We start from the raw sequence: 23771 nt of genomic DNA on the forward strand, positions 1-23771 counted from the left end.
CCGCCTGGATCCAGCAAGGAGAACATGATGTTGAATCGCTGTATCGACTGGGCGGTGAACAACCGTCTGGTGGTGCTGCTTCTGCTGATGATCACCGTGGGGGTGATCGCCTGGCAGATGCCACGCCTGAAACTGGATGCCTTCCCCGACGTCACCAATGTGCAAGTGCAGGTGAACACCGAAGCCCCCGGGCTGGCGGCGGAGGAAGTGGAGCAATTGATCACCTATCCCATTGAAGCGGTGATGTATGCATTGCCGCAAGTCGCTGAAGTGCGTTCGATCTCGAAAACCGGCCTGTCGATCGTCACCGTGGTGTTCGAGGAAGGCACCGATATTTACTTCGCCCGGCAACTGGTGTTCGAGCGATTGCAGGCGGCGCGGGAAGATATTCCCGACGGTGTCGGAACACCAGAGATGGGGCCGAACACCTCGGGGCTGGGGCAGGTGTATCAGTACCTGCTGACCGCCGAGCCCGGCTCGGGCATCGACGCCATGCAGTTGCGCAGCCTCAATGATTGGGTGGTGAAGTTGCTGCTGATGCCGGTGGGCGGTGTCACCGACGTGCTCAGCTACGGCGGTGAAGTACGGCAGTATCAGGTTAACGTCAATCCGATCCGGCTGCTGGCCTACGACCTGACGCTGCAACAGGTGATGGACGCCATCGCCGCCAATAATCGCAACGCCGGCGGCTGGTACCTGGATCGTGGTGCCGAGCAGTTGGTGATTCGCGGCATGGGCTGGGTCGGTAGTGGCGGGAAGGGGCTTGGTGACATTGCCGCCATTCCGCTCAAGGAAGTCAACGGCACCCAGGTGCGGGTGCGGGACGTGGCGCGGGTGGAATTCGGCGGTGAAATCCGCCAGGGGGCACTGACCATGACCCGCCGCGATGCCGGGGGAAATCCGGAATTTCTCGGTGAAGTGGTGGCGGGTATCGTACTTAAACGCATGGGTGCCAACACCAAGGCCACCATTGATGGTATCGAGGCGCGGGCGGAACGCATTCAGCAAGCGTTACCGGATGGGGTGCGTTTCGAGGTGTTCTACGACCAGGCCGATCTGGTGGAAAAAGCGGTGAGCACGGTGGTCAGCGCGTTGCTGCTGGCGTTCCTGTTCATCGTCCTCGTTCTGGCCCTGTTCTTGATGAATCTGCGTGCCACCGTGCTGGTGCTGCTGTCGATTCCCTTGTCCATCGGCCTCGCGCTGCTGGTGATGGCGAGCCTGGGTATGTCCGCCAATCTGATGTCTCTGGGCGGCCTGGCGGTGGCCATCGGCATGCTGGTGGATGGCTCGGTGGTGATGGTGGAAAACATCTTCAAACACTTGAGCCGCCGGCAAGGCACCGACGATGCCGCTGGCGGTATCACGTTGCGGGTCAAGGATGCGGCTCAGGAAGTGGCGCGGCCGGTGTTCTTCGCCGCCAGTATCATTCTGGTGGTGTTCATGCCGTTGTTCACCTTCGAGGGGGTGGAAGCGAAGATGTTCGTGCCCATGGCGATCAGCATCATGTTGGCGATGGCCGCCGCCGTGCTGGTGGCCTTGATCGTGGTGCCGTCGCTGGCGTCCTTTCTGTTTCGCCGTGGCGTGGAGGAAAAGCCCAACAAACTGGTCGGTTGGCTGGAAGCACGCTATCGCGCCCTGCTCGGGCGGGCCATGGCGGCTCGCAAGGTGGTGATCGGTGCCGCCGCCGGTTTGCTGGTGCTGGCGCTGGCCACGGTGCCGCTCATCGGTACCGAGTTCGTGCCGGTATTGGAGGAAGGCACGTTGGCGTTACGGGTTACGCTGGCGCCGTCATCCAGCCTGGATACGGCGCTGGAGGTGGGGGAGAAACTGGAACGGGAAATCATGACCTTTCCGGAGGTGACCTACGCGCTGAGCCGGGTGGGGCGGGCCGAGATCGGCGGCGATCCGGAACCGGTCAGCAATGTGGAGATCTATATCGGCCTGAAGCCGGTGGACGAATGGACCAGCGCACGCAACCGGCTGGAGTTGCAGGAAAAAATTCAGGAAAAACTCGATCAGCATCCCGGCCTGTTGTTCAACTTCTCGCAGCCTATCGCCATGCGAGTGGATGAGCTGCTTTCGGGCGTTAAAGCACAACTGGCGATAAAGCTGTTCGGGCCGGATCTGAACCTGTTGCGGGAAAAGGGTGAAGCCATCACGCAGGCCGTGCGGGAAGTGCGCGGCGCGACCGATGTGCAACTTGAGCAAATCGCCGGTGAGGCGCAACTGGTGGTGGAACCGGACCGGAATGCGTTGAGCCGCTATGGTCTCAGTGTCGACCAGGTGATGAGTCTGGTCAGCAATGGCCTGGGCGGCGGCAGCGCCGGCCAGGTGATCAAAGGCAACGAGCGTTATGACATTTATGTACGCTTCGAGCAGGCCGCCCGCCGTGATGCCGAGGCCATTGGTAATCTGCGTCTGCGGGCCGCTGATGGGGCCTGGGTGCGGCTCGCCGATGTGGCCCGGGTGGCGTTGGTGTCCGGTCCGCCTCAGATCAGTCGCGACGATGTGCAGCGGCGAGTGGTGATCCAGGCGAATGTGGCTGGTCGCGACATGGGGTCGGTGGTGGCGGATATACAGCGGGCTATCGATACCGAGGTGGATCTGCCATCCGGTTACAGCGTTGATATCGGCGGTCAGTACGAGAACCAGCAACGGGCGCAGCAACGTCTATCCATGGTGGTTCCCGTGGCGGTGGGTCTGATCGCCTTGTTGCTGTACTTCGCCTTCGGATCGGTTGCTCAGGCCTTGCTGATCCTGGTCAACGTACCGTTGGCGCTGATTGGCGGCATTCTCTCTCTGGCGATCAGCGGTCAGTACCTGTCGGTACCCAGCTCGGTGGGCTTCATCACTCTGTTTGGCGTGGCGGTGCTTAATGGCGTGGTGATGGTGGAGGCGATCAACGGGCGCCTGCGCGACGGAGCAAGCGTCGATCAAGCCGTCTTCGAGGGTGCGGTATCGCGGTTGCGTCCGGTGTTGATGACCGCGCTCACTTCCATGCTGGGCCTGATGCCGATGCTGTTGGCCACCGGTGTCGGCAGTGAGGTGCAGCGTCCGCTGGCGGTGGTGATCGTCGGTGGTCTGGTATCGGCCACGGCATTGACGCTGTTGGTACTGCCAAGCCTCTATGGCCTGTTTTCCCATAACAAGATCGAGGAATCGCGGCGTTAGAAGGGGGCTGCCATGCCTTCTCATTGGGGAGGCGTGGCCAGCCGTGAATCTGGAATTTGGCGAAATAAGACAAGGAACGGCGCAAAAAGACAAACCGATGCTGTTTTAATCATGGCTTGAAGAAATTACGGCCGTGGTGCCTCCGTTTCACCCTGTGCCGTGAAGGGCACCGCTTCAATCTGGAACTCACTTTGACGGCCTCGGACAAAGTGGCGCATTTCGCCCGTCTGGCTGGTGGGTTGTATGATCATTGGTCGGTACTCTGCCAGTACCGTGGGCAGCTCGAACTGGAAGGGCGAAAAACCGATATTGGTGGGCTCTGTACCTTTGAGTACGCGCGAGCCGCGAAGGTTAATCTGCCCTTTCGTTTTTTTACCTATCAAATTATCAATATCGATAGCTGTACCCAGGTGCTGCTGACCGAGGTACTCGGTCCGTTGGGCCTGGAGGCGCAGCGACGTGTTTATGTCCGCGGGTTGAACGATCATGGTGCCGTATACGGCCGGGGGTTTGATTTTACGGTACAGGAATTCGAGAGCACGGTATCGATCACCCCAAATGGACACTCCATGCGGCTGCCGAAAATCTTTTCCTGGCGAGTGGAAGATGAAAACGGTGAGGAGGTAATAGCCATCGAAGGGCAATCGAACGGCGACTTTAATTATGGGATGACGGCCGGCCACGCGGGCAGTTACCAATATCGGGGATGCTTTCGGGGGCGGCCGGTGGAAGGCACCGGGTACATCGAGTATATCGACTTACGCGGGCAGTAGCGCTGTGGGAGAGGGCGTTTAAGGATGATGAATAAGGGGGGCTGCGGGCTTGAATATGGTTTCCCCATGGCGTTCGTTGACGTTCTTGAGTCCGTGGTACGTGCCGGCGGTGGTGATGTGGCACGGGCCAGGGCAGCCTGCGGACTGGCATCGGGAGAGCAGATGGAAAGCCTGAGGCTGGATCAATTCCGGGCAGTGTTACGGCAAGGACTGATTCATATGCATGACAAGGAGCCGGCCTCACTGCAACTGCTACGGCACTCATTGCGGTGCGCACAATGTTTCGGCCTATGAGGCGTACTATCAGGCGCGTGTGACATTCGGCGCGATGGACAACGGCTTTTCCCTTTCCCGCGCCTTGCTCGAACGTCCACTGCTCACCCGAAATCGAACCACCCACGCCGCCACGTCCGCTGTGCTGGCGACACAATTAACACAACGAGGTCAGGTCCGGCCGGTAACCATCAAGGTGACGCGGATGTTGAATATCTTGGTGCCGGAAAAGGGTGCACCGACTCAGGATACCATTGCCCGGGAACTGGCCTTGTCCACCCGGACGCTGACCCGTCGGCTTGCCGAGGAGGGCTCCTCCTTTGGGGGATTGCTGGAGCAGGTGCGTATCGAACGGGCGGAACGTCTTTTGCTGGGGACGGCTCTGCCGTTGTCCCGCATTGCCTCCAAATTGGGGTACCGCGATCCATCCAGCTTTTCAAGAGCGTTCAAAAGAGTGACAGGCGTGGCCCCCAGTGCGCGGCGCGAGGCAGGGAGAAGCAGCACGTGAGTGTCGCCGGATCAGCTGCGCCCCTTCGGTTTCTCATCGAAGGCCACGCCACTAAGTAGAGCTTCCAGTCTTTCAAATCCTTGCTCGCGACTGAATGGGGCTTCCCGCGGGGGATCGTAGACTTCCGGGTTGGTGCCCTGGAGGACCAGGTCGATGGCGTAGCAGGTACCATGGTGGACGGCGCGGTAGGCACGCAGGCTTTGAAAATGGTTCATGGCGGCGTCACCTCCCTGGTAGGTGGTGAAGAGCGCGCCATCCCGTTCAGTGGTGCCGGTCTCGCTTGACGTGGCCAGGGGGCCGGGGCGGGTGCAGTTTTCCACCTGGCCAGGATCACGGCTGACACCGAGACGCAGTTCGCCGGTGAGGATCTCGTCGGAGTCGTTGAGGCGCAACACCAGCAGACGCTCGCCAGGGGCATCCGGTTCAGCGTCCAGCCGCCAGGCCGGATCGCCGAAGTAGCCGCCGGTCTCCGTCACGGCGCGGGCCTGGTGATTGTCGTAGGCGAGGCCGATGCCGTACTCGCCGCTGTGAAAGGCGGCGGGGAAGGCTTCGGCACCGGTTTCTCCGGTGCTGTTGTCGCAGCCGGCCAGAGTGAGTGGCGTGACCAACAAGAGTGTGGCGATCCGCCGGGTATTCTCCATGTGCTTTCCTTCCTTTATGTGTTGGCCCGCGTTGTGCCGGTGTTTTTCAAGCAAGCGGTCAGGTGCCACAAAAGGTTTGCAGTACCCGTTCCGCTGGTTTTGGCGGTTGCCGATAGTCATCGATGTCATCGCGATCCTGATAAGGGCGGGACAGCGCATCGAGCAGCCGGTGCGTGGGGGCCAGATCGTCGTCGCGCACCGCCGCGTTCAGGGCTTCCTCCACTTTGTGGTTGCGGGGAATCACCTCTGGATTGTGGTTGCGCATCAGGCAGAACGAAGACTTGAGCGGTTTGGTATTGCGGCTCAAGCGCGCCCGCCAGCGCTGATGCCAGTTCTCGAACGCCTCATCCTGATAGATCTCATCCAGGGGAGCGGTCTCGCTGATCAGGTCACGGAAGGTGTTGGTGTAATCGGCCTGGCGGCGTTGCATCCAGTCCAGCAAATCCTGAATCAGGGTGGCGTCCATCGGGTCCTCGCCGAACAGACCAAGCTTGGCGCGCATCATCGCCAGCCATTTATTGTCGTAGCGTCCGCTGAAGGACTTGATCACGTTGGTGGCTTTTTGCACGGCGGCATCGGTGTCAGCGTCGATCAGCGGCAGCAGGATTTCCGCGAACCGGGTCAGATTCCACTGGGTAATCGCCGGCTGATTGCCATAGGCGTAGCGACCCTGGTGGTCGATGGAACTGAATACCGTGTCCGGGTGGTAGTGATCCATGAAAGCGCAGGGACCGTAGTCGATGGTTTCGCCGGAGAGCGCCACGTTGTCGGTGTTCATGACGCCGTGAATAAAGCCTACCCGCATCCAGTGGACGATCAGGTCCAACTGCTTCTCCATCACCGCGTCCAGCAGCGCCAGGGCTTTATTGTCGCTGTCGCTGAGTTCCGGATAATGGCGTTCCAGGGTGTAGTCCACCAGTGTTTCCAGCAGTGCGGTGTCGCGCTGGCCGGCGGCGAACTGGAAGGTGCCCACGCGCAGATGCGAGGCCGCAACCCGGGTCAGGATGGCACCGGGCAAAGCGGTTTCCCGGTATACCGGCTCCCCGGTGGCCACCACCGCCAGGCTGCGGGTAGTGGCAATGCCGAGGGCGTGCATCGCTTCGCTGATCAGGTATTCCCGCAGCATCGGGCCGAGAGCGGCGCGGCCATCACCGCCACGGGAAAAAGGCGTTCGGCCGGCGCCCTTGAGCTGGATGTCGCGGCGCCGGCCCTCGGGGGTAAGCTGTTCGCCAAGCAGGATGGCGCGGCCGTCGCCGAGCATGTTCGGGTAGCCGAACTGATGGCCGGCGTAGGCCTGGGCGATGGGTTCGCTGCCTTCGGCCAGGGTGTTACCCGCCAGCAGGGCGGTGCCGTCAGGACTGTCCAGAGCGGAGGCATCCAATCCCAGTTGCTCGGCCAGAGGGCGGTTGAACAGGATCCCCAGTGGCGCGCTCACTGGTGTTGGTTCGCAGCGGGCGAACAGGCGCTCCGGCAGTCGGGCGTAGCCGTTATCAAAGTGAAAGCCGTAGGAACTGCTCATCCAATACTCCAGAGGGGAACCAAGGTGCGTTGAGTACAGCGTAACAGACCGTGGCGACGGAAAAGAGGCATGACCGGACGGTCGAAAAGAGCGAATGCCGGACTATCGCATTGCGCCGGCTTCCATGAAAAGATTAATGAATCCGGCCCGGAGGCGCGTCGTTGGCGCTCCCTGAACAGGCTGATAATAACAAAACGGGGCTTTCCTGCTCATGGAAAGCCTTTCGATGGGGTAACCCCCGGGAGTCGCGAAGCATGAACAAAAGGCCCCTTTATCTGTTTTTCGTGGTGTTTGCGCTGATGTTTTTCGCCAGTATGGCGCTGATGGTGTTCGCTGATCGCACCCTCTATCTGGCGCCGATCATCGGATTGGCGGGTATGATCTGGGCCTTGTTGCGCCTGCGCGGGGTGACCCGGATTGGCGGTATCACCATCGGGCGCAATGATTGACGTCCTGGTTGCTAAATTGCCGGGCGCGGCTGCTGTCCTACTATTCGCTTGCAAGCAAGCTTCCCACAGCGGTTTCGTAGTCTTCTCCGTGGGAAGCTGCCTTGGCAGCGAATGGCGTGCTGCCGCGAAGGCCTGAAGGGTGCCGCCATGGATGGCAGGCCACAAAAAATCGTCGGGAACGATTTTTGACGTCGCTCGCGACGTCCCGGAGGGTGGCCGCCATGGATGGCAGGCCACAAAAAATCTGATGTAACCGCACCAATCGCTGAATCCCTTGCCTGACGCCGATGCCGTACTCTGAACACAGTCCGTGTTGGGAGTGATCCATGTCATTCGTTGCTTATGTTACTCATGGTGGTGGTCCCCTGCCGTTGCTCGACGATCCGGGGCATAGGGAGCTGGTCGCGTCGCTGCGCGAACTCGCCGGGGCGGCGCCGCGTCCCAGGGCGATTCTGTTGGTCAGTGCTCACTGGGAAGCCCCGGTGGCGTCGTTCACTGGTGGTGCCCATCCGCAGCTGGTTTACGACTACTACGGCTTTCCCGAACCCGCCTACCATCTGCGATACCCTGCTCCCGGTGATCCGGCCCTGGCGGCCCGTGCCGCCAGCCTGTTGCACGAGTCGGGTATCGAGGCGCGGGTGGACAGTGAGCGGGGTTTCGATCATGGCCTGTTCGTGCCGCTGTCACTGATGTACCCGCAAGCGGATGTGCCGGTGGTGGAGATGTCGTTGCTGGATTCACTGGACGCCGGGGCGCACTGGTGCCTGGGCCAAGCACTGGCGCCGCTGGTGGCCCAGGGCGTGGCGGTGATCGGCTCCGGCTCCTCGTTCCATAACATGGCGGTACTGATGGGGCGTGGCGATCCGCCGGGGGCATGGAATGCCAACCGGGATTTCGAGCAGTGGTTGTGGCGGACCAGCCAGAACGAAGACTGGGACGAGGAAGAACGGGGAAAACAATGGTGTGCCTGGCGTCAGGCTCCCGGTGGATCCTTCAGCCACCCGCGCGAGGAGCATCTGCTCCCCGCCCTGGTGTGCGCCGGCGCCGCCGGCAAGCCGGCGGACCGGGTATTCCGGGGGCGCATGGGCGCGGTGGAGGTCAGTTCCCTGCTGTGGCGGCCAGGGAACTGAGCGGACTCAAAGCATGACGCCGATGGCCAGCACGCCGAAGAAGCCGATGGTGTAAGCCACGAACAAATAGCCCGCGTAACGCAGATAGCTGGCGAAAGTCAGTTCCTCGACCTTGCTCATGGCGACCACGCCGGCGGCGGACCCGATGATCAGCAGGGAGCCGCCGACGCCCACGGAGTAGGTCAGGGTCAGCCACTGTGGCAGCGTCATCTCGATACCGGATTTCAGCAAGGCGGCGGTTAACGGCACGTTGTCGAACAGCGCGGAAACCATGCCCACCACGTAGTTGGCGGCCAGGGTCGGCATGATGTCGTACAGCTTCGGGAAATAGGCGAGGATGCCCAATTCCTTGAGCATGCCCACCAGCAGCAGCACACCGAGGAAGAACAGCAGGGTGTCGAACTCGATTTTGCGAATGTAGTCGAGTACCGGCTCGTCCTTGTTCATGAACTGCACCACCATGAACATCAGGGACAGTCCGAACAGGAAGGTCAGCACCGGCGGAATACCGAAGGCCACGTTGGCGCCGATGGTGGTCAGGATGGTCAGGAAGAACAGCGCCGCCACCGCTTTGTCGCCGTGGCCGAAGGTGATGTCCCGTTTTTCCAGCTCCAGATCTCCCTGCAGTCCCAGGGAAAGCAGGAACGCCAGGCTCATTACCGCCACGAAGGCGGGCAGACTCAATACCAGCAGATCGACGATCTCCACCTTGTCGGCGAGGAAGATCATCAGCGTGGTGACGTCACCGGTGATCAAGGCGGTGCCGCCGGCGTTCACCGAGAACACCACCAGCACCACGTAGCGCAGCAGTTTCTTCGCCGGCAGCCGCAGGTTCATCAGCACGGCGATGCACACCAGGGTAGCGGTGATGTTGTCGGCCATGGACGAGAACAGGAAGGCGAACAGCCCGGTCATGATCATCAGCTTGCGCTCGGACATGCGCGAGGGCATCAGCTTGTTGACGATGCCGTCGATAATGCCTTTCCCGGACAGATACGCGACGAAGGTCATGGCGGCCATCAGGAACAGCCACAGAGTGGCGATGTCGAGGAGCTGTTCGTTCAACTGCTCCATCAGGGCTTCATGAGTGAGATGAGAGGGCGGGGCAATAAAGAACAGAACCCAAACCAGGGATCCGAAGAACAGGGTGGTCTTGGCCTTGTCGATGTGAACCACGTCTTCAATGACGATGGACAGGAAGCCGAGAGCCACCAGGACAAGTAGCAATGCGGTCATAGGGGACTTCCAAGGCAGGAATCAGCGGGGCGGATTCTAGCGCTTTTGGGTCAAGCATGCGACCTTTTGGGCGATCGCGGCGGGGGCCAGGACGTTGTCGCTGACCGCCAGGGAGGGGCGCGTTCAGGCTAATGGATGCCCGCTCTCACACAACCGGTGATCGCGCAGGACTTCGATGATCCGGCACTGGCCCACCTCACCGCCGCCGCATTCCCCGATCATCCGATCCAGCTCCTGGCGTAACGTCATCAGCGACTCAATGCGGGCGGTGACCGCGTCCCGGTGACGGCGGGCAACCGCGTCCACCGCCGAACAATCCCGATGTTCGTCGTCGGACAGGGACAATAACTCGCGAATATCATCAATGGTGAAACCGAGGGAGCGGGCATGGCGGATGAAGTGCAACCGGTCCCGGTGCCGCTGCGTGTAGCGCCGCTGGTTGCCGGCGCTGCGGGCGGGTTCCGGCATCAACCGGATCTGTTCGTAATAACGGATGGTTTCCGCCTTGCAGCCGGTGTCCCGGGCCAGATCGCCGATGGAAAACATGCTGCCTCCTCTTGAAGCTATAGCTGCTACAGGTATTCAAATGGCAGGACATCGTGGCCGTCAAGGGGGCGCATATGCATCAACGTCAATATCGGGCGTTTCATCGCGAGATGGCGCGGGCGCGCCGTGCTTACCGCCGGCGGCAGTGGCGCGGGGCTTTTTACCATCTGCGGAGAGCGCATATTCTGGGGCAACGCCGTGCCGGAGCGCATACGTTGAGCCATTGGTGGATGCTAAAGGTGGGGTGGCGCCGCGGTGATGCCCGTGAAGTGGCCGGGCAATCGATTCGTTTGCTGGCCGCGCTGCTGTTCTCCCGTCCATGGGTGCCGGAAGGTAATACCGGCGGTGCTGACGTCAGCGTGCTACGGCGCATGCCGGTTCCGCCGGATCTGCGCAAATGGATGGCTTAGTGAAGCGGCCAGTGGAAACAAGGTCACACCAAGGAGAAACGGATGCACGCGCATCACGGTCATGAACACGGCCACGCCCATCCGGCGCCGGCCAGTTTCGGCAAGGCGTTTGTCATTGCCATCTCGCTGAACGTGGGCTTCACGGTGGTGGAGTTCATCTATGGGTTCCTGGCGCAATCCTCCGCGCTGATGGCGGACGCCGGCCACAATTTGTCCGATGTACTGGGACTGATGGTGGCGTGGGCCGGCGTGCTGCTGGCCCGCAAAATGCCGGACCACCGGTTTACCTACGGCCTGCGCGGCAGTTCCATCCTGGCCGCCCTGGCCAACGCCATGTTCCTGATGATTGCCTGTGGCGCCATCAGTTGGGACGCCATTCGCCGCCTTGCTGATCCGCCGGAGGTGTCGTCAATGACGGTGATCGTGGTGGCGGCCATCGGCATTCTGATCAATACCGTTTCCGCCTGGCTGTTCGTCAAGGGCAGCAAGGACGATCTCAACATTCGCGGGGCGTTTCTCCACCTGGCGGCGGACGCGGCGGTGTCCCTGGGGGTGGTGATCGCTGGCGTGGCGATCCTGCTGACCGGCTGGAACTGGCTGGACCCGGTGGTCAGTCTGCTGATCGTGGTGGTGATCGTGATCGGCACCTGGGGGCTGCTCAGGGAATCGCTGCAACTGGCGCTGAACGCGGTACCGGCGCACATCGATTTGAACGAGGTGGAAGCCTGGCTGCGCGACCAGCCCGGGGTGCTGGATATTCATGACCTGCACGTATGGGGCATGAGCACCACGGAAAGCGCTCTCACCGCCCATTTGGTGATGCCGGGCGGTGCCGATGACGCTTTTGTCGATGGCGTGGCGGACCAACTGCACCATCGTTTCCGTATCCAACACACAACATTGCAGGTGGAGCGCGGCGACAGCGAGCACGTTTGCGTGCTGCACCGCTGACGGGAGGTGGATCCATGGCATGTTGCGAACCGGAATTGAACGCGGAGACCCCGCCGGCCTACCGCCGCGTCCTGATCGCGGTGTTGCTGATCAATATCACCCTGTTTCTGGTGGAAGCGCTGGTGGGCTGGTTCTCCGGTTCCCGGGCCTTGCGCGCCGACGCGCTGGACTTCCTCGGTGACAGCGCCACCTATGGGTTGACGCTGTGGGCGTTGGGGCAGTCGCTGGCCTGGCGATTGCGGGCGGCGCGGATCAAAGGGGTATCGTTATTAGTGCTGGGACTGCTGGTGCTGGCGGACAGTCTGCTGGCGATGACCAACGGCGCGCCGCCGCCGGGGCACACCATGACCGGCATCGGCCTGCTGGCGCTGGCGGCCAATCTGACCAGTCTGGCGTTGCTGATGCGCTATCGTCAGGGCGACGCCAATATCCGGTCGGTATGGTTGTGTTCCCGTAATGACGCCATTGCCAATGTGGCGGTGATCGGGGCTGGCCTGGCAGTGATCGCCAGTGGCAGCCGCTGGCCAGACCTGATCGTGGCGATGGGGATTGCCGCGTTGTTCTGTCACAGCGCCGTGGCGATTCTGCGCCAGGCCAACGCCGAGGCCCGTGGCGAGTGCGGCGGTTGTTCCTCGTGTTAGCCGGGGCCGGTATGCTACCGGCACGGTTAAAACAGAGAGCACCATGGAATTCAAACCCGAAGATCTTAAAGCGGTGTGCCAACGCACCATGCCGTTCGGCAAATACCAGGACCGCCCGGTGATCGACCTGCCGGAGCCGTATCTGCTTTGGTTCGCCGACAAAGGCTTCCCCAAGGGGGAACTGGGAAGGCTGATGGCGTTGGCCATGATCATCAAGGTCGAGGGGCTGACCGACCTGGTGGCCGCGTTCCGGGACACCGGGCGGGGAGTGTTATGATAACCGTCCCGGATCCGGAGAACGCTATGAGCAAGGCGCTGGTCGTCATGGCCCATGGCAGCCGCGCCGCGGCCGCCAACGATGAATTCCGCGCACAGGTGGAACAACTGGCGCGGCGTTGCCCCGGGTTTGTCGCCGTCGTGCCCTGCTTCCTGGAGTTGGCGAGCCCGTCGTTGAATGAAGCGATTCAACAGCTTGCCCGCCAGCCGGTGGAACAGGTCTTCGTTTACCCCATGTTCTTCAACGGCGGCAAACATGTTTCCCGGGATATTCCCGCCCAGGTGCGTGAAGCGCGGGAAGGTTATCCGGAATTGAAGATTGAGCTGCTGGACTATCTCGGCAGCACCCCGGATCTGGCGGACCTCATGGCTCGCCATGTGAAAGAACAGACAGTCTCGTGACTCAATCCTTGCGGGCTGACCAGGCTACAATGCCGCTGTGGGAAGCTTGCTTGCAAGCGAATCCGGGGGGGCAGGAGCCCATTCGCTTGCAAGCAAGCTTCCCACGGCGGCTTCGTGGCATGATCTGTGGGAGCCAGCCTGTTGGCGAATGGCGCGCTAGAGCTTGCAAGAAGCTCCCACGAAGATCGGATCACAACCCGTATCGGCTTACATCCACCTTGGAATAGGCTTCCTTCCAGTACAGCTCCGCCAGTGCCTCGGTGCTGTCAATGTCTTGTACCAGATCGACCCAGCGTTCCAGGATCGGGAGGAATTCATCGAGCATTTCCTGGCCTCGTTCCACGCCGTGCTTGTCCTTGTAATAGTCGACGATGGTATTGAGATCCTCGCGGACGAAGTCGCGAGTCGCCGCCACCAGCTCCGGGCTGGCGTCGTGGATTCTGGCGTCGTACTCATCGCGGGCCTTGGCGAGCACGTCATCCTGGCGCTGATGGTAGATATACGGAATTTGTGCCGCCATCACCGCGCCGGCGCGGATCATGGCACGGCGTTCGTGCTCGCTGAGTGAGCGCCACACTTCCAGGTTGACGTTGGTGGTGCCGGTGCCGGCGAAGATGCCGCCGGGCACGGCCATGGTGATGTCGGTGACGGCGTCAATCAGGCCGAGGTTGGTCAGTTCCGGCGCGGAGATGATGACACAATCCACCACGCCCTGATTCAGTGCTTCCAGGGCTTCGTTGGAGGACATGGTGATGGGCGTGGCGCCAAAATGCTGGGCCCAGCGGGACCAGTGGGAACCGGCCACGCGTAGCCGTTTTCCTTTCAGCTCCGCCTGATTGGTAACCGGTTGCGTGCAGGTCAGGCCGTAGGGGGTGCTGCCGGCGTTGCTGGTGAAGACTTGCTTCTGCGCGGCGAATTCCTGGTGACATTCGGGGCAGTGCAGAAAGAGGTACTCCGCCATGGCGCCGACATAGGCCATGCCTTCCCGGCCGCGTACTTTATCGCCGATCAGCTGCAGCATCATCGAGGATTCGGCGAGCAGGTTCATGTGGGGGAATTCGGCGGGAAAATAGGGCGCCAGCACATAGCCGACCTGGGCGATGCCATCGCGCAGGCCGGCGGAGGTCTCGGCGAAGTTGAGCAGCGACAAGGGGTAGATTTTGACGGTCAATTCGCCGTCGGTGTATTCGGAGAGCGCTTTGGCGTACGCCTGGGCCGCCACGTCGGAATCGGATCCTGGAGGGAATCCCATGGCATAACGCAGTTCGCGGGCCTGGAGGGTTGTCGTCAAAACCAGCAGCAGCAAGGCGAGACAGAGTTGAACCGGAGTGTTTGTTGTTGTGTTCATGGACACCTCCCGATGACGGGTCGGCATGTTGTTGGGGGAATTAGGTGCCGACCGCGAGCTCTGACGCTAACAACGGAAGAATGGAAGGGTCTTGTGTGAACTGGCTGCGCGGGTGATCAGAACGTATGGGCGATGACCATGCCGCCCCACAGCAGAGGGCGGTCGCCGGGGCCGTCTTTCAGTTCAGAGCTCTGCGCGCGCAGCACGTAACTGAGCCGCCAGCCGTTCCGCCAGGCCAGGGTGTAGCCGAGCCAGGCCTCGCCGACCAGGTGGCGGACTTCGTCGTGATCGTAGGTCAAATCACTGTCACGGAATTGCCCTTGCAGGAACGCGTTGTAGGCGCGTCCGACGGTGCTGATGCCACCCCACACATAGTGTTCCTGAACGCCGCCGGGCGGGCTGGCGTAACTGGCGCCCTCACCATAGCGGGCCAGTTCCGGGTTGAACCGCCACCACGGGCTGCGTAGCCGGCCGGCGCGGAAGCTGAGGCTCCAGCGCGCCTCGGTCAGATAGCCGACGGATCCTTGCAGCGTGCTTTTCACTTCCAGATTGGGGCGGCCTGGTGTCAGGTACTTTTGCCGGGCCACGGTGTAGCGGGCGGTGGGTTCGCCGCCGTCGCTGATCTGATGATCCCAACCCCGCGCCCGGTTGCTGCCGGTGATTCGATGCACGGTGTTCTGCGCCTCGCCCACCAGTGGCAGGCCGAGGGCGCCAAGGGTGAAGCTGGTGTGCCAGGCCAGGTCGCGGGCACGGTCGATCTGCTCCCGGTGGGAAGACAAATACACCAGGCTGGCGTAGGGGCGATCACCGGGCAGCAGGTCCTTTATCTTGACCTCTTCCGGAGTGAACGCCTGCATGCCGAACTCAATGCTGTGTCCGTCAATACCTTCCGGTGATCGATCGTCCACCCCCACCAGCCGGTCCAGCCAGCCCAATGGGTGGTCCAGGGAGAACCAGGCATCAGCGGCCCGGGCGCCGGTATAGGAAACGCTCAGTCCGTAGGTGTAATCCTGATCCCGGGAACCGGGCATGAGAATGTCGTTGTCCAGTGCCACCGACCAGGACGCGGCCGGGCGCTCTTGTCGGGGCTCGGGGCGTGGACGGCGTGGACGTTGTTCTTCGCCAGGCAACATGGCCAGGCGCGGTTCGCTATCAAGACCGGGCACGGACACGGCGGGTTGGGCGTGGGCGGCGGCGGTCAGCAGGGCAAGGCTGGACGCGGCGATAAGCAATAGGGAGCCTCGCCGCGTTGAGGGCAACACGGTCATGGCGTCGTTTCTCCAGGGTTCATGGCCGGACGATGCCGGCGACAGGCACTATAGGCGCTGGTCGGATGCGGGCGGTAGAACGGATCCGGAAGATCATTGCCCGATTCTGCGCAGCACCATGCTCACTTCGGCAACAGAGTATGGTTACCGGGATGGCTATAAGATGGGGGCGGGCAAGGATAAGAAAAATAGAAAAAACCCGACCGGTATGATCGGGTTTCTTAATCGATGCGCGCCCTCTTGAGAAAAAACCGGAAAGGAGGACGTGTCGAACGGAGGTTAACGCAGGCGATAAGTGAGTGTGGCCATGACGCTGCGTTCGGCGCCCATGTAGCAGTAATCGAGAGAATAGCAGGACGCCACGTATTCCTTGTCCGTCAGGTTGTTGACGTTGACACGCAGGTCCATGCCGCGCAGGCCGATACGGCCCAGGTCGTAGCCCAGGGAAGCGTCGAACAGGGTGTAGGATGGCACCGTTCGAGTGTTGGCGCGATCCGCCACGATGTCGGTGACGACCCGGGCACCCAGCCCCACATCAAGACTTTCCAAAGCACCGTCGTTGAAGCGGTATTGCCCCCACAGAGCAGCTTGGTGACGGGGTGCCTGATTGACCCGGTTGCCCTCGATGTCCTGTTCCGCGTCCTGGTAGCGTATATCCGTATAGGTGTAGCTGGCCTGCAGCGCCAACTGGTCGGTGACCATGGTCTGGGCTTCCAGCTCCACGCCGCGGGAACGGATCTGGCCTATGGGCAGATAGATTGCCGCCTGCGGTTCACGAATGGCCACGTTCTCCTGGTCGATATGGAACAGTGACAGGGTGTAGATTCCACGGCCGTCACGCGGTTGGTATTTCACCCCGGTTTCGTACTGGGTGCCTTCGGTGGGTTTGAGCGGATTGCCGTCTTCATCGGTGTAGACGCTGGGATTGAACGACTCCGAGTAACTGACGTAAGGTGCCAGACCGTTATCAAACAGGTAGAGCACGCCGGCACGGCCACTGAAGCGGCTGCGGTTCTGGCTGGAGCGGGCACCGCTGGCGACATCCACATTGGCGGTCCGTACCCAGTCCTGACGACCGCCCAATGAGAAGCGCCAATTGTCGAGGCTCATGGTGTCCTGCAGATAAACACCGGTCTGGATCAGTTTGCGATCGTTGTCGCTGGCGGTGAACGGTGCCAGCGGGGCCGAACCGTATACCGGATCGAAGGCGTCGATGGGCGGGAAGGCGCCATTCAGCCACAGGGCGTCCACGTCACGATGCTGGTAGTCGAAACCCAGCAGCAGGGTATGGCGCAGCCCCCATTTATCGAAGTCCGCCTGCAACTGTGTATCCACGGCATGGGCGCTGAGGTGCTCGTCGGCGCCGGAGAAATAACGGTTCAATTCATTGGTGTCGCCGACCCAGCCATAGGCGTAGACCTGCTGCAATTGCACGTCGCTTTCCAGGTAGCGGTAGTTCTGCCGGAACCGGAAGGTATCGTTGATCACGTGTTCCAGGCGATAGCCAATCATTTTCTGGGTGCGTTCATACTGCTCATAGTCCGGCTCTCCCTCGAAGAAATGCCGGGAAACATAGAGTCCGTTGTGGCGGTACAGGGTACCTTCCGCGGGCAGGCCGCTGTGACTGCCGCCTTCCGGGTCGTCCTGGTAATAGGCCATCAGATCCAGTGTGGTGCGGTCGCTCAGATCAATGGTGAACGACGGCGCGATGGCATGGCGCTTTTGCTCCACGTGATCGAACTGGGTATCGCCGCCTTCGGTGAGGCCGATGATGCGGTAAGCGGCACGGTCGCCAAGAGGTCCGGCGAAATCGAAGGCGGCGCCCAGCGTATCATTGCTGCCGGCACGGAACTGGATTTCCTGGCGGGTCTCGAACAGCGGCTGCTTGCTGGTCAGGTTCACCAGACCGCCGGGCGAGGCGCGGCCGTACAGCACCGAAGAGGGCCCCTTGACCACCCCCACCCGCTCCAGGAAGTACGGATCGACCTGGATCGAATTGAAGGTGCCCGGGTCGCCCATGGTCTTGAGGCCATCCAGGTAAATGTTGTCGATGCTGTCATCGGAGAAGCCGCGCATCACCACATAGTCGTAGCGCTTGGAAGCGCCGATCTGATCAGTGAACACGCCGGGCGTATAGCGCAGGGCCTGCTGCACGGTTTCCGAGCCCTGGGACTCGATCTGTTCGCGGCGCACCACGGAGATGGACTGCGGTGTTTCCAGGGTGGGCTGGTCGATTTTGGTGGCGGCCTGAGCGGTCACCGCCACCGGAGCCAGCACGTTGGGCCGGGCCGGGGAGTGGGCCCGGGAGCTTTGGGCCGGAGCCGCTTCCAGGGTGTAGCTGCCGTCGTCGTTGCGCCGGTAGCGCAGTCCGCTGCCGGCCAGCAGCTGGTCCAGCGCCGCCGTGGCGGAATAATTGCCGCGCAGGGCCGGGCTTTGTTTGTCCTGGGTCAGGACGGTGTCGTAGATCAGGGTGACGCCGGTGGCGTCGGCCAGATCCAGCAGCGCCTGGTCGAGGGACTGGGCGGGCAGATTCAAAGGCGCCGCCTGGGCGGCGCAGGTCAGAATAACCGCGCCGAACAGGGCGGCGCGCAAAGGGTTCAGACGCATGGGCGGTTCGGTTTCCTGTGCTGTGACAACTATGCAAATGGAAATGATTCGGATTGCGTTCCGGAAGAAGACGAAGCCGGTCTGGATTTCTGAACCAAGGGAGAGGAAATTTTTGCTTTATCTTGGTTTGGAGGAGGAGCTTCCTCTCCATCGGAGGCTGCGGAGCAGCGTCGTCATGGAGGTATGAATTTGCGCTGTATTCGCCGGCAAGCCAGCTTCCCACAGAAGAAGGACTACGAAGCCGCTGTGGGAAGCCGGCTTGCCAGCGAGTCACTATGGGCGTGCCGGTGTGATGCGTATAAGTGTGCCTGCGAATGGTGAGGCCGCATTGGTGTACCAACCTGATCTGGTGTCAGCGCAGGATGATCAGGCCCGGCAGCCGGTACTGGTGGATCGACAGGCTGGCGGCGAGCGCGGTGAGCATGGCTGCCGGATCAGCGGTGTCGAACACGCCGCTGACCCGTCGATGGCGGGCGTCGCCGAGTACCCAGATCGGGGTGTCCTGGTAGCGCTCCAGACGGCGGGCCACCGCCTCCAGGGGGAGATCGCGCACGATCAGACGCCCGCGTGTCCAGGCCTCGGCCTGTGCCGCGTCGACGGCGATCGGGGGCCGCAGCCCACCGTCTTTCCAGCGCACCGCCTGACCGGGGGTGAGGGTTTCCCGGCGCTTTGGGCCGCTGGCCACTACCTGCCCCTCGATAACGGTAAGCAGGACATCATCACCGTCGCGGGTGACATTGAAGCGGGTCCCGGTGACGCGAATGCGGGCGTCCCCGGCTTGGACCGTGAACGGCCGTTGGTGATCGGCCGCCACCTGGAACAGGGCCTCGCCGCGCAGCAGCTCCATGCGCCGGCTGTCGGCGTCCAGGTGCCAGTTGGCGGCGCTGTTGCCATTAAGAACCAGGTGGCTGCCATCGGCCAGGTCCAGGGAAAGCTGTTCGCCGGCGGCGGTGCGCAGGTCCGCCTGCCACTGCCGCCACGGGGACTGCCCGAGCACCACCAGAGCCAGCATCACGGCGGCGGCCAGCGCCAGCGGGAACGCCCGAGGATGGCGTGACGGGGGCGCTGCTTCTCTGTGGTCCGGAGGGCGTATATCGGTGCTCACCTGCTCGGCGGTAAGGGCGCCCAGTTGCCGCCAAAGGGTCTCGGCGCGCTGGTAGGCAGCCTCGTGGGCCGGGCTGCGCCGGCGCCAGCGGTCCAGGTCCCGGTGATCCTGTTCCCGGGCCCGGCCGGAATGCAGGTGCGTGAGCCAGCGGTTGGCTTCCTGATCCAACGGGGACGGGCGGTGCTCCGGCATCGGGCTCATCCTTGTGTTTCCCAGGCCAGGCGCGCCTGACAATGGTTGAGGGCGCGCAGAATATACTTGCCGACCATCCGTTCGGATACCCCCAGCCGGCCGGCGATCTCCTTTTGCGTGAGTCCCTCCAGGCGATTCCAGAGCAGTGCCTGGCGCACATGATGGGGTAATTCGCCGAGCGCTTCCCGCAGGCTGTCGAGCACCTGGGCATCGCTGGCGGCGGTCTCCGGGTCCGGGGCGGGACTTTCCAGGTCATCGACGGCCTCTTGCAGGGTGATGGAGGCGGGTTGGCTGTTTTGCTGGCGCAGGTGATCGATGAGCAGGTTGCGGGCGATGCGGAACAGAAAGGCGCGGGGGTTATCCAGTGCCTGATGACGCGGCATCCGGCGCAGACGCAGATAGACCTCCTGGCATAACTCGGCGGCCAGTTCCGGTGACTGCAGACGCCGGTTCAGATAGCCGGTGAGTTCAGCCGCATGTTGCTGGAACAAATGGTCGCGGGGATCCGCTTGCATGAAGGTCCGCCCGGATCGCGTTAAATGATAATGATTCCGAATCAGGGCGCAATTATGCCGATATCCCCGCCTGGGCGCCAGCGGCGCCCAGGCGGGGGAGAGGGGAGAGAGCGGACAGCGTCAACGGGGGGCGTGATAGGTGCGGGAGCGCTGGCCGGGTTTGCTGAACACCCATTGCCACAGTTGAAGGTGGCGGGCGCGGAAGCCGCCGGCGCAGACATTCAGGTAATAGTGCCACATGCGGAAGAAGCGATCGTCGTAACGGTCCTTGAGCTGATCCCAGTTGGCCAGGAAGTTGGCGTCCCAGGCTTTCAGGGTCTTGGCGTAGTCGGGGCCGAAGTTCTGTACATCCTCCACCACATAGAAGGGCTCGACGGCGCGGGCGATCTGTTTGATCGAGGGCAGCTCGCCGTTGGGGAAAATATACTTGTCGATCCAGGCATCATGGGCGGCGCTGCTGAGGTTGTTGCCAATGGTGTGCAGCAGCATCAGGCCGCGGTCCTTGAGCAGGTTGGCGGCGGTTTTCATGAAGGTGTGATAGTTGCGGCGCCCGACGTGTTCGAACATGCCCACCGACACTACCCGATCGTAGTGCCCGGTGACGGTGCGGTAATCCTTGAGCATGATCTCCACCGGCAGTGCCTTGCAGCGCTCACGGGCCAGACCCGCCTGTTCGCTGGAGACCGTGACGCCATGGGCGCGCACGCCGTAGTGGCGGGTGGCATGCTCCACCAGTGACCCCCAGCCGCAACCGATATCCAGCAGGGTCATGCCGGGCTCCAGCTCCAGTTTTCGGCAGATCAGGTCGAGCTTGGCCTGCTGGGCCTGGTGCAGGGTTGAGGCGTCCTTCCAGTAGCCGCAGCTGTAGGCCATGGTCGGGTCCAGCATCAGTTGAAACAGGTGGTTGTCCAGATCGTAGTGCTTCTCCGCCACCTGCCGGGAGCGGCGCAGGCTTTGCCGGTTGCGTAGTGCATAGCCCGCCAGTTGCACCGCCACCATCCAGCGCGGTTGGCTGATGCCGTCGGCGCCGGCGCGCAGGATGCGGGTAATGAATTCATCTATGGCGTCGCAATCCCACCAGCCGTCCATATAGGACTCGCCGAGCCCGAGGGAACGTTGCGCGGCGAATCGGGACAAAGTATCTGGATGGTGAACGTGCAGATCCCAGGGGCGCCGGCCATTGATCTGAATGTCGGCGCTGGCGAGGATTTCTGAAATCATCGCGTCGATGGAGCGGGAACCGGTGTGGGTGGTGGTGTCCCGGCTGTGTGAACCTAACATACAGTGCCTCCCTTCGGGTGATGAACTGCATGGGTCACGGGCTGCAGCTTCGCTGCCCATTGCCCTGATTATTGTGCGACGATGAAGCGTGTTTCCCTGTCGGATATCACCGTCATCCGGGAACGGCGGATGCAGTACTACACGGCTCCGGCCTTTCCGGGGTCGTGCCAATCGTCGATTGGCGGTGGCTCGTCCCTGCGCCATGGCGCAATAATCCGGTTCTTCGCACGGGCGGATTAAACGCGCGTTCCCCATTCTTCGACGGTCTGATCACGGGTGCAAGTCCCCGGTTATCGCTTCTCTGTTTGAGTGCCTGATTTTTCATTAATTAATTCATGGGGTTATCGTCGTTATGTGTCAAAACTATGGAGTTCATAGGCGGGGGCGTCCGGGGCCGCAAGTGAAATGGTGGAAGGAGACACAATGGATTCTCTGACTCAGGCGGTTCTGGGGGGCGCCCTGGGTGGCACCGTTTTGGGGCGCCGTTTCCCGCGTGGCGCGATCTTCGGAGGGGCCCTGCTGGCGACCTTGCCGGATCTGGATGTGCTGATCGATTACGGCAGCGCGGTGGCGAATTTTTCCGAGCATCGCGGTTTCAGCCATTCTTTGCTGGTGCTGACGCCTTTTTCGTTGTTGCTGGCGATTCTGTTGTCTCGCCGTTGGCGTGATCCGTCACTGGCGCGTTGGTGGGCATTCACCGCCCTGGTGTTGCTGACCCACCCCTTGTTGGATGCCTTCACCACTTACGGCACCCAATTGTGGTGGCCCCTTGGTGAACCGGTGGCGTTGAGCAGTGTGTTCATCATCGACCCGTTATACACCCTGCCATTGCTATTGGCGGTGCTGGTGGCGCTGTGGCGGCCGCCGTCGCGGCGGGCGTTGGCGTTGGGGCTGACCTTGTCCAGCGCCTATCTGATCTGGAGCCTGGCCGCCCAGCAGTGGATGACGCAGCGGGTGCGCGCCGAACTGGCTGGTATCGGTGTCACACCGCAACGGTTGCTGGTGCAGCCCATGCCATTCTCGACTCTGCTTTGGCGGGCCACCGCGCTGACCGATGATCAGCGCCTGGAAATGGTGACCGGTGTATTGGATCACCCAGGCAGCATGACGTTGGAACGGTTTCCGCGTCATCGGGAGCTTGAGGCGGTCGCCGCCGGGCTGCCGGAAGCGCGACGGCTGGCCTGGTTTACCGGCGGTCTGCTGGATTATCAGCGCGAGCAGGAACAACTGGTGGTGACGGACGTCCGCCTTGGGGTTCCGGGCGCCCATCCGTTCCGTTTTGTGCTGGCGGCATTTGATGGTGATGACTGGCGGCCTTTGCCAAGCACTCGTCTGAGCGATGTCAGAATCCATGATGGAATGTGGTCCAAGTTATGGCGGCGTACGTTCGCCATCAAGCCGGTGCTTTGTCTGCGTACCCTGCAACTGGGGGAGGCACCGGCGGATTGCCTGGACACGGCGTTATAGCGGTTTTAGCGCGGTCATGGCGCGGTCCACCAGCTGTTGGCAGGCGCTCGGGGTGAGGCCGGTCCAGCGCTTGAACGAGCGGCGGAAATTGGTGTTGTCGTTGAAGCGCAAATAGCGCGCCACCTGTTCACTGTTGTAGCCATAAAACTGCAAAAGATGCAGAGCGGTATGCTTGCGCGCCCGGTCCAGCAGGTCCTGAAAGTGAGTGCCATGGTGTTTGAGTTTGCGTTTTAACGTGGCCGGACTCAGGCCCAGTTCCCGCGCTGCGGTATCCAGGGATGGCGGCTCGCGGATGCGTTCGATCAGCGCCAGATAGAGTTGGTGAACCAGACTGGTGTCGCATCCCAGGGCCAACTGTTGTTCTTGGCATTGTTGCTCGGAAACCGCCCGCGCGGTGTGCGAGCCCCTGGGCCAGGGCTGATTCAGATAATGGGCGGGAATCAGCATGGCATCCATTTGCGCTTCGAAGTACAGCTGGGAGCCGAGGTAGACCTGATAGTGCTCCGGATAGTCCGGTTGCGGGTAGCTGAATTGGAAGGTCCACGGCAACGGTCCGCCGCTGAGCCAGCGGGTCACCGAGGCCAGGGCCGACATCATGCTCTCCACCAGAAACCGGTACTCATTCCCCGCGCCACAGCTGTCCAGCCACTGCACGCAACAATATTCGCCGGTACGGATGATGCGGGGCGCCAGTAGTGGTGTGATCAAAGGCTGATAATCCTCCAGCGTGATGAGCGCTTGATCCAGATGGGCGGCGTTGCCGAGCAGCGTGCTGATCGCGCCATAGTGGCCGGGAAGCAGTGTCTGCCCATAGCGGAAGCCGAGCTCGGGATCCGGGTGCAGGCGGCGAATGTTGTGCACCAATTGCAGGTATTGGCGTGGCGACAAACGCGCGCTGGTATCCAGAAGATCATCGGGAAACAAGCCGGTATGTCTGAGCGCCTTGTGATCGTCCAGCCCCTGTTCGCGCACCATCTCCAGCAGCAGTGCCGGGTGATGGTGACAGGGGACGAAGCGGTCGTCCCGCTGATAACCGATATGGTGGTGAGAGCCGCCGCGCAT

The 23771-nt window shown here is 61.9% G+C and carries 23 protein-coding genes; 12 read left to right on the top strand and 11 right to left on the bottom strand.

What is annotated here, in order from left to right; all coding sequences use genetic code 11:
• Window positions 1–27: 27 nt before the first annotated feature.
• The 4 genes from E0L37_RS01355 to E0L37_RS21480 all read left to right on the top strand — a co-directional run bounded on the left by E0L37_RS01355 (window position 28) and on the right by E0L37_RS21480 (window position 4725).
• Complete coding sequence (locus E0L37_RS01355) at window positions 28–3171, top strand: CusA/CzcA family heavy metal efflux RND transporter (RefSeq protein ID WP_133490234.1); 3144 nt, start codon at window positions 28–30, stop codon at window positions 3169–3171.
• Window positions 3172–3287: 116 nt separating this feature from the next.
• Window positions 3288–3944 carry a DUF6670 family protein gene (locus E0L37_RS01360; protein WP_370450500.1) on the top strand — a complete coding sequence of 219 codons (657 nt, stop codon included), beginning with the start codon at window positions 3288–3290 and terminating at the stop codon, window positions 3942–3944.
• Window positions 3945–3968: 24 nt separating this feature from the next.
• Window positions 3969–4238, top strand: coding sequence for a hypothetical protein (locus tag E0L37_RS21475; protein ID WP_159660712.1), 270 nt, complete (start codon window positions 3969–3971; stop codon window positions 4236–4238).
• 184 nt (window positions 4239–4422) lie between these two features.
• Complete coding sequence (locus tag E0L37_RS21480; RefSeq protein ID WP_166642976.1) at window positions 4423–4725, top strand: helix-turn-helix domain-containing protein; 303 nt, start codon at window positions 4423–4425, stop codon at window positions 4723–4725.
• Between the two features lie 11 nt (window positions 4726–4736).
• Here the strand turns inward: E0L37_RS21480 and E0L37_RS01370 are convergent, their stop codons facing one another.
• On the bottom strand, window positions 4737–5366 hold the full coding sequence (locus E0L37_RS01370; protein ID WP_133490018.1) for a hypothetical protein: 630 nt from the start codon (window positions 5364–5366) through the stop codon (window positions 4737–4739).
• 58 nt (window positions 5367–5424) lie between these two features.
• The gene (locus E0L37_RS01375; RefSeq protein WP_133490019.1) at window positions 5425–6885 is read right to left on the bottom strand and encodes a YdiU family protein; all 1461 of its coding nucleotides are present in this window, start codon (window positions 6883–6885) and stop codon (window positions 5425–5427) included.
• A gap of 254 nt (window positions 6886–7139) precedes the next feature.
• Here E0L37_RS01375 and E0L37_RS01380 point away from each other — a divergent pair, with 254 nt between their 5' ends.
• Complete coding sequence (locus E0L37_RS01380) at window positions 7140–7334, top strand: hypothetical protein (protein ID WP_133490020.1); 195 nt, start codon at window positions 7140–7142, stop codon at window positions 7332–7334.
• 326 nt (window positions 7335–7660) lie between these two features.
• A complete protein-coding gene (locus tag E0L37_RS01385; RefSeq protein ID WP_133490021.1) occupies window positions 7661–8464 on the top strand; it encodes a class III extradiol ring-cleavage dioxygenase in 804 nt (267 codons plus the stop codon).
• Window positions 8465–8470: 6 nt separating this feature from the next.
• Here the strand turns inward: E0L37_RS01385 and nhaD are convergent, their stop codons facing one another.
• Window positions 8471–9700: a sodium:proton antiporter NhaD gene (nhaD, locus tag E0L37_RS01390; RefSeq protein ID WP_133490022.1), complete on the bottom strand. Its 1230-nt coding sequence runs from the start codon at window positions 9698–9700 to the stop codon at window positions 8471–8473.
• A 123-nt stretch (window positions 9701–9823) separates the two neighbouring features.
• Complete coding sequence (locus tag E0L37_RS01395; protein ID WP_133490023.1) at window positions 9824–10246, bottom strand: helix-turn-helix domain-containing protein; 423 nt, start codon at window positions 10244–10246, stop codon at window positions 9824–9826.
• Window positions 10247–10320: 74 nt separating this feature from the next.
• Here E0L37_RS01395 and E0L37_RS01400 point away from each other — a divergent pair, with 74 nt between their 5' ends.
• The 5 genes from E0L37_RS01400 to E0L37_RS01420 are packed head-to-tail and all read left to right on the top strand — an operon-like array spanning window position 10321 to window position 12926.
• Entirely contained in the window at window positions 10321–10656 is a 336-nt protein-coding gene (locus E0L37_RS01400) for a DUF3703 domain-containing protein (protein ID WP_133490024.1), read from the top strand.
• A 42-nt stretch (window positions 10657–10698) separates the two neighbouring features.
• The gene (locus tag E0L37_RS01405) at window positions 10699–11607 is read left to right on the top strand and encodes a cation diffusion facilitator family transporter (protein WP_133490025.1); all 909 of its coding nucleotides are present in this window, start codon (window positions 10699–10701) and stop codon (window positions 11605–11607) included.
• Between the two features lie 14 nt (window positions 11608–11621).
• The gene (locus E0L37_RS01410; protein WP_133490026.1) at window positions 11622–12248 is read left to right on the top strand and encodes a cation transporter; all 627 of its coding nucleotides are present in this window, start codon (window positions 11622–11624) and stop codon (window positions 12246–12248) included.
• 43 nt (window positions 12249–12291) lie between these two features.
• On the top strand, window positions 12292–12525 hold the full coding sequence (locus tag E0L37_RS01415; protein ID WP_133490027.1) for a DUF3820 family protein: 234 nt from the start codon (window positions 12292–12294) through the stop codon (window positions 12523–12525).
• Window positions 12526–12551: 26 nt separating this feature from the next.
• Window positions 12552–12926 carry a sirohydrochlorin chelatase gene (locus E0L37_RS01420; RefSeq protein ID WP_133490028.1) on the top strand — a complete coding sequence of 125 codons (375 nt, stop codon included), beginning with the start codon at window positions 12552–12554 and terminating at the stop codon, window positions 12924–12926.
• Between the two features lie 190 nt (window positions 12927–13116).
• Here the strand turns inward: E0L37_RS01420 and E0L37_RS01425 are convergent, their stop codons facing one another.
• From E0L37_RS01425 to cfa, 6 genes are all read right to left on the bottom strand, one after another.
• On the bottom strand, window positions 13117–14274 hold the full coding sequence (locus tag E0L37_RS01425) for a C4-dicarboxylate TRAP transporter substrate-binding protein (RefSeq protein ID WP_133490029.1): 1158 nt from the start codon (window positions 14272–14274) through the stop codon (window positions 13117–13119).
• A gap of 116 nt (window positions 14275–14390) precedes the next feature.
• Window positions 14391–15542, bottom strand: coding sequence for a lipid A deacylase LpxR family protein (locus tag E0L37_RS01430; RefSeq protein ID WP_133490030.1), 1152 nt, complete (start codon window positions 15540–15542; stop codon window positions 14391–14393).
• A 279-nt stretch (window positions 15543–15821) separates the two neighbouring features.
• Entirely contained in the window at window positions 15822–18149 is a 2328-nt protein-coding gene (locus tag E0L37_RS01435) for a TonB-dependent siderophore receptor (RefSeq protein WP_133490031.1), read from the bottom strand.
• A 352-nt stretch (window positions 18150–18501) separates the two neighbouring features.
• Window positions 18502–19455, bottom strand: a complete 954-nt coding sequence (locus tag E0L37_RS01440) for a FecR domain-containing protein (protein WP_133490032.1) — start codon at window positions 19453–19455, stop codon at window positions 18502–18504.
• Complete coding sequence (locus tag E0L37_RS01445; RefSeq protein WP_133490033.1) at window positions 19452–19961, bottom strand: RNA polymerase sigma factor; 510 nt, start codon at window positions 19959–19961, stop codon at window positions 19452–19454. The genes E0L37_RS01440 and E0L37_RS01445 overlap by 4 nt, the downstream gene beginning before the upstream one ends.
• A gap of 120 nt (window positions 19962–20081) precedes the next feature.
• The gene (gene cfa / locus E0L37_RS01450) at window positions 20082–21242 is read right to left on the bottom strand and encodes a cyclopropane fatty acyl phospholipid synthase (RefSeq protein WP_133490034.1); all 1161 of its coding nucleotides are present in this window, start codon (window positions 21240–21242) and stop codon (window positions 20082–20084) included.
• Between the two features lie 423 nt (window positions 21243–21665).
• On the opposite strand from cfa, the gene E0L37_RS01455 reads away from it, so the two are divergent.
• Window positions 21666–22709 carry a metal-dependent hydrolase gene (locus E0L37_RS01455; RefSeq protein ID WP_133490035.1) on the top strand — a complete coding sequence of 348 codons (1044 nt, stop codon included), beginning with the start codon at window positions 21666–21668 and terminating at the stop codon, window positions 22707–22709.
• Here the strand turns inward: E0L37_RS01455 and E0L37_RS01460 are convergent.
• On the bottom strand, window positions 22704–23771 hold the full coding sequence (locus E0L37_RS01460; RefSeq protein WP_133490036.1) for an AraC family transcriptional regulator: 1068 nt from the start codon (window positions 23769–23771) through the stop codon (window positions 22704–22706). The two genes, E0L37_RS01455 and E0L37_RS01460, sit on opposite strands and share 6 nt — an antisense overlap.

It is taken from the genome of Alcanivorax sp. 24 (assembly GCF_004360225.1).
GTDB lineage: Bacteria > Pseudomonadota > Gammaproteobacteria > Pseudomonadales > Alcanivoracaceae > Alloalcanivorax > Alloalcanivorax xiamenensis.